The sequence below is a fragment of the Actinomycetes bacterium genome (assembly GCA_035506535.1).
In the GTDB taxonomy this organism is placed as follows: Bacteria; Actinomycetota; Actinomycetes; order DATJPE01; family DATJPE01; genus DATJPE01.
The window spans coordinates 1-6,131 of sequence record DATJPE010000024.1 but is presented as its reverse complement, the minus strand read 5'-3'; the positions used below and the strand labels follow the sequence as shown (position 1 = coordinate 6,131).

Here is a 6,131-nt window from a genome sequence, read left to right as displayed (position 1 = left end):
GACCCGACCGTCAGCATCGAGCGGGATGCCCACGTCGTCCGCGTCGTGTCGGTCGGCGACGGCTGGAACGGCGTGATCTGGAACCGCCTCGACGAGTCCACCGCGGACGCCGTCATCGCGGCCGAGGTCGAGCGGTACGCGGAGTCCGGCGACTGGGAGTGGAAGTACTACTCCTACGACGAGCCGCGTGACCTCCCGCGACGGCTGCTCGCGGCCGGCCTGACTCCCGACGAGGAGGAGTCGTTCATGGTCGCCGAACAGGGCGAGCTGGACCTCGGTGTGGTCGTCCCGGAGGGCGTACGGCTTGTCCCCGGTGAGGATGCCGCGGACGTCGATGCGTTCATGCGAGCGAGCACCGACGCGTTCGAGGAGTCGCACCCCGGCCTCGAGGCGCAGGTCCTCGCGTCCCTGTCGGCGCAGCCGCGGACGCTGCGGGCCGTCGTCGCGCTGGCCGGCGACGTGCCCGTCGCCGCCGGGCGGGTGGAGCTGCCTCCGTCGGGAGAGTTCGCGAGTCTCTGGGGCGGCGGGACCGTCCCCGCGTGGCGCCACCGCGGCGTGTTCCGCGCGCTCGTCGCCTACCGCGCCCAGCTCGCCCGGGAGCGCGGCTTCCGCTACCTGCAGGTCGATGCCGCGCCGACCAGCCGGCCCATCCTCGAGCGGCTCGGCTTCGTCGAGCTCGCGAAGACGGTGCCATACCGCGGCCGCGTCAAGGAGCCGTCCGCCGGATCTTGACGAATCTTTCGCTGGGTGCGGCACGATGGCCCGTCGGAGGTGGTGCGCCGTGGAGGTCGTCGCGGGTGCGGGAGAGTTCGCCGACGTGGGCGAGGTGCACTGGGTCGAGCAGCTGCGCGTACCCGACCTGAGCGTGGGCACGTACTCGATCCCCTCCGGCGGTGTCGACGACCAGTCGCCGCACACCGAGGACGAGATCTATGTGTGCACGCGGGGACGGGCGACGCTGCGTACGCCCTCCGGCGACGCCGCCATCGCGCCGGGGGTCGTGGTGTACGTCCCCGCGGGCGAGGAGCACCGCTTCGTCGACGTCACCGAGGACCTGAGCCTGTTCGTGCTCTTCGCGCCCGCCGAGGGATCCCGGGCCTGACCGCCCCGCTACGCGACGGCGGTGCTGAGCTCCCGGGGCGCGGTGGCGCGCACGTACGGCAGTGCGGCGCTGACGAGCGCCGCGAGCAGCGAGACCGCCGCCGCGATCACCCACGCCACCCGGTAGCCATGGACGCTGGCGTCGGAGGCCAGCACGGTGACCAGGACGGCGACGCCGAGCGTCGAGGCGACCTGGCGCACGGAGTTGACGATCGCCGACCCGGTGCCGGAGCGGTGCGGCGGCAAGGCGGTGACGCCCGCGGCGATCAGGGTGCCGAGGGCGAGCCCGACGCCGAGGCCGCCGAGCAGCATGCTCGGGAGCAGGTCGCGCAGGTAGTCGACGTCACCGCTCGCGGTGACCACCCGCCACAGCTGCGAGCCGGCGAAGACGACGCTGCCGATCGCGGCGACCCGCCCAGGCCCGACCCGCTGCACGAGCCGGGCCGAGGCGAAGGTGACGACGGGGACCATGGCCGGCCCCGGCGCCATCGCGAGGCCAGTCTTCAGCGCGGAGTAGTGCCACACCGTCTGGCACCACAGGGCGTTCGACAGCAGCATGATCGCGAAGGCGGCGCCGAAGAGGAAGGTCGCCGTGCTGGCGAGGGTGAAGGGCCGTACGCGCACCAGCGACAGCTCGATCATCGGGTTCGGCTGCGTCCGGCAACGGTGGACGAACCAGGCGCCGGCCACCGCCGCGGCGAGGAACATCGCCGCTGTCGCGACGCTGGCCCAGCCCCACGTCGGCGCCTCGACCAGCGCGGCCGTCAGGCATCCGACGGCGACCACGAGCAGCAGGCTCGCCACGGCGTCCGGCATCGGTTCGCTCGAGTGCCGTTCGCGGCGGGGGAGCGCCCACGCACCCGCGAGCCAGGCGAGCGCGCCGACCGGCAGGTTGACCATGAAGACCCAGCGCCAGCTCACGGTCACGAGTAGGCCGCCGAGGACGGGACCCGCGACCGCGGCGAGCGCGCCGACGGCGGCCCACCCGCGCGCGGCGGCCAGGCGTCGCTCCGCCCCGACGGCTCCGAGCAGCAGCGCGAGCGAGGAGGGCAGCTGGGCGGCGGCGCCGGCCGCTTGGACGACTCGGGCAGCGACGAGTACGTCGATGTTCGGCGCGAGGGCGCACGCCACCGAGGCGAGGGTGAACGTGGCGATCCCGGCCTGGAAGAGCGTGCGGTGGCCGATCCGGTCGCCGAGCCGGCCCGCGGGGACGAGGAGGGCCGCGAGGGTGACCGCGTACGCGTTCAGCACCCACGAGACCGCCGACAGCGAGACGTGCAGGTCGCTGCGGATCGAGACCAGGGCGACGTTGACGATCCACAGATCCAGGTTCGTCATGAAGACCGCGGTGACGACGACGGCGACGAGGACCCTGAACTCGAGGTTTGACTTCCGAACCATCGCGCCAAACTAGCGCTGGCGGGTTTGATATGCAAACCTTGTCGGGTGAGTGAACGTCGAGGACGACCGTGTTCCGTGGCCGCGGCCCTGCAGATCGTGGGGGACCGGTGGTCCCTGCTGGCCGTGCGCGAGGTGCTCTTCGGCAACCACCGCTTCAACGAGATCGCCCGCAACACCGGCGCACCGCGCGACCGGCTGGCCCTTCGGCTCAAGGAGCTGGTCGCGGCGGGGGTGCTCGAGACGCGGCAGTACCAGGACAGTCCGCCCCGCTTCGAGTACCACCTGACCCGGGCCGGCCGTGAGCTCGCGCCGATCCTCAACGACCTGCGGCAGTGGGGGGATCGCTGGGCGGTCGATCACCCGCCGCTGACCGTGCGGCACCATGAACACGAGCTGAAGACCCGTGTCGTCTGCGCCACCTGCGGCGAGCGCGTCCGCGAGAGCGACGTGACGAGGGAGTCGAACGTCGCGGACTGGGACATCGCCGGACCCGTCGCCGGCTGACCGCGCGGCGAGGGTCCGCCTTGCTAGCGTCGCGGTCGTGGTGCTGGTCGAGGACTGGCTGTGACCCCGCGCGAGCGGATCGAGGCCTCGTGCGGACTGGTCGGCCGGGACGCCGTCGTCGACGCGTGCCTGGCGCTGCTCGCCGGCTCGGAGGACCTCGACCTGGTGCGGTTGGTCGCCAACCAGGGAGTCGACAAGTACGCGGACGGACGCGTGCACGAGGACACGTACTGGTTTCGTGTGTGGGCGATGCGCGGCCTGCGCTGGGCGTGGGAGCCGCGCGCGACGGCAGCCGTACGCGCCGGATTCAGCGACGAGGCATGGCGGGTACGGGAGATGGCGGCGAAGGTCGTCGCGGCGCACCGGGTCGATGCGGCCTTCGACGAGGTGGTCGCCGCCCGTGCGGACCCGGTGCCGCGGGTCCGTGCCGCCTCTGAGCGAGCGCTGGCGGCCCTCACGCGCGGCTAGTGGTGGGCGCCCGCCGAGGGAAGCCGAGCCTGACCGCACCGCGTCTTCCCCGACCGGCCCACAGGCGGGGTCAGGCCAACGGTGCGCGCATGGTGACGACGCCGCCCTCGAGGTGGCGGGTCCAGTCCAGGCGGGTGGACTCGAGGACGTGCTCAATCTGGGTGTTCTGGGCCAAGACGGTGCCCTCCACCTGCTGGAAGCCGAGCCGGGTGGCCAGCTCCACCATGTGCCGGAGCAGTCGGGTTCCGATGCCGCGGCCCTGGTAGGCGTCCTCGACGATGACCGCGAGCTCCGCCGTGCGGCCGTCGTGGGTATCCGGGAAGACGTGGCCCAAGCCCACGATGGCGCCCTCCTCACTCATGACGACCAGGGTGGCGCCCTTGTGGCCGCCGGAGAGTCGACGCAGGGTCAGCTCGCGCCACTGGCCGACCCCCGTGAGGTAGCGCTGGTAGAGGGTTTGCTCGGAGCATCGCTCGTGCATCGCGGCGACCGCCACCGCGTCCTCGGGTCGAGCCAGCCGGATCCACACCGTGCCGTCACCGCGGATCGGCTCGACCCAGCCAAGGGCCTCGGGGTCGCCCTCCATGCTGGCGATCGCAGCCGCGAGGCGCAGCAGTGCCGAGGCCCTGGCCTTCTCCGCGGGCGCGAACGGTGCCCAGTCCCGGTGCAGGACGACGTGGAGGTCCTCGGTCCACTGCAGTCGCAGGACGTCGGTGTCGTCGTCCTCGCCTTCGGTCGAGGGGGTGACTTCGAAGCGGTCCGCCTCCACCAACCTGGCCACCGCCTCCGGCGCGGAGCCGGGGTTCGTGACCAGCTCGGTTGCGCTGTCCAGGACGCGCGTCGGCAGGTCCAGGCCGTCGTCGGGTGAGCCCTCGGCGATGTAGCCGTTGTCGCCGACGGACATGGCCGCGGCGAGCAGCGTCTCCGCGTCGACCGACGCCGGCACGGTCATGGCGAGGTCGATGGTGCGCACGCCGTCCACGTGGGCGAGCATGGTGGTCGCGGTCACGTGGGCGTGGAGGGGGCTCAGGGCGCGGATCAGCCGTGCCAGGCCGCCCGGACGGTCAGGGATGTCGATGCGCACCCGCCACGGCGTCCGCGCCTCGTCCTCGTTCGCCACGAGCACGTCCAGCGGTCCCACGGCCGAGCCGAGCCGGCCCATCAGGGCGTCCCAGTGCGCGGGGCTCGGCCGCGGCTGCATGACCTGGTCGACCACGGCGAGCCCCACCGACAGGGCGACGGCGAAGTGCACGAGCGCGTCGTCGTCGACGGCGTCGTCGAGGGCGCCCGCCTGCCGGGCTTGCCGGGTGAGAGCCAGCAGGTTCGCGCGACGCTTGTCGAGCCGGTCGCCCTCGAGGACGCGGACGTCGTCGTCGCGATGGGCTCGGATGAGCGCCTCGAGCTCGAGCAGGCTCCAGCTGCGTTGGGGGGAGGCGAAGATCGCCCTGGCGGTGTCGAGCAGCACGACCAGCGGCACCGCCGGGGGGTTGTCCGCTGCCGCGGCGACGCTCTCCGCCGACTGCGAGGTGAGCTCGCCGGCCAGCACCTGGGCGAACAGCTGCGCCCGGCTTCCCGTCAACCGCTTGACCGTGCGAGGTTTGACCTGCGCGCGCGCAGCGACGGCCTTGAGCTTGGTCCCGCTGTAGCCCCGCTCGGCGAACAGCTCCGCTGCCGCAGTGACGATGCGCTGTCTGAGCTCTGCATCCCTGGCCACCCGGCCCTTCTCGGCGGAGGTCACGCGGCCTCGTCGTACGCCGTCACCGCGAGGAGGCGCTCGTCAGCGCAGCCGGGGCCCCGGCCCAGCACGACTGGGCTCGTCGGGTGCCGCCGTTCGTCAACCATGGGGCGGCCCCGCGTACATCGAGTCGAGGAGCCCCTCGTACCTGGCTTCCATCCTCTTGCGCTTCATCTTCATGCTCGGCGTCAGCTCGTCGTCCTCGACCGACAGGTCGTGGTCGAGGATCCGGAAGTCCTTGATCGTCTCCCACCGGTTGAGCCGGCCGTTGAGCACATCCACGCAGGATCGCACGTACGCCTGGAGCGCGGGAGCCTCGACCAGCGCGGCGAAGTCGCTGGCCGCCAGCCCTTGCGCCCGTCCCCACTGGGCCAGCGCGTCCGGGTCGAGGGCGATCAGGGCCGTCGCGTAGTTGCGGCCGTCAGCGTGCACGAGCATCTGGCTGGCCAGCGGGCAGACCGCCTTGAACATCACCTCGATGGCCTGCGGTGCGATGTACTTCCCGCCGGAGGTCTTGATCAGGTCCTTCTTCCGGTCGGTGACCCGCAGCCGGCCGGCCGCGTCGAGGGCGCCGATGTCGCCGGTGGCGAACCAGCCGTCGTCGTCGAGCACCTCGGCGGTGGGCCCGGGGAGGTTGTGGTAGCCGCGCATCACCAGCGGACCGCGGATCAGGATCTCCCCATCGTCCGCGATCTTGACCTCGGAACCGACCAGGGGCGGGCCGACGACCCCGAGCACCGGGTGGTCGGGGTCGCCGATGCAGGCCCCGCCGGAGGTCTCGGTGAGTCCGTAGCCCTCGATCAGCGCCAGCCCGGCGGCGTGGAACCAGGCGGCGACGTCCTGCGACAGGGCCGCACTGCCCGAGACGAGCAGGCGGATCCGTCCGCCCAGCCTGGCGCGCACCTTCGACAGCACCAGCCGA

The 6,131-nt window shown here is 72.5% G+C and carries 7 protein-coding genes; 4 read left to right on the top strand and 3 right to left on the bottom strand.

From position 1 onward, the window contains the following. Together VMI11_03290 and VMI11_03285 are read left to right on the top strand one after the other, a co-directional pair. Window positions 1–732 (top strand): GNAT family N-acetyltransferase (locus VMI11_03290; protein ID HTY71430.1); only part of this gene is annotated, 732 nt, incomplete at its 5' end. Between the two features lie 49 nt (window positions 733–781). Then, a complete protein-coding gene (locus tag VMI11_03285) occupies window positions 782–1,102 on the top strand; it encodes a cupin domain-containing protein (protein ID HTY71429.1) in 321 nt (106 codons plus the stop codon). A gap of 8 nt (window positions 1,103–1,110) precedes the next feature. On the opposite strand, the gene VMI11_03280 is transcribed toward VMI11_03285, so the two are convergent. Further along, window positions 1,111–2,502, bottom strand: coding sequence for an MFS transporter (locus VMI11_03280; GenBank protein ID HTY71428.1), 1,392 nt, complete (start codon window positions 2,500–2,502; stop codon window positions 1,111–1,113). A gap of 75 nt (window positions 2,503–2,577) precedes the next feature. On the opposite strand from VMI11_03280, the gene VMI11_03275 reads away from it, so the two are divergent. Next, window positions 2,578–3,006 carry a winged helix-turn-helix transcriptional regulator gene (locus tag VMI11_03275; GenBank protein ID HTY71427.1) on the top strand — a complete coding sequence of 143 codons (429 nt, stop codon included), beginning with the start codon at window positions 2,578–2,580 and terminating at the stop codon, window positions 3,004–3,006. A gap of 60 nt (window positions 3,007–3,066) precedes the next feature. Next, window positions 3,067–3,474: a hypothetical protein gene (locus tag VMI11_03270; GenBank protein HTY71426.1), complete on the top strand. Its 408-nt coding sequence runs from the start codon at window positions 3,067–3,069 to the stop codon at window positions 3,472–3,474. A gap of 70 nt (window positions 3,475–3,544) precedes the next feature. On the opposite strand, the gene VMI11_03265 is transcribed toward VMI11_03270, so the two are convergent. After that, complete coding sequence (locus VMI11_03265) at window positions 3,545–5,212, bottom strand: GNAT family N-acetyltransferase (GenBank protein ID HTY71425.1); 1,668 nt, start codon at window positions 5,210–5,212, stop codon at window positions 3,545–3,547. 96 nt (window positions 5,213–5,308) lie between these two features. Then, window positions 5,309–6,131, bottom strand: an 823-nt coding sequence (locus VMI11_03260; GenBank protein HTY71424.1) for an AMP-binding protein, incomplete at its 5' end; no start/stop codon positions are given.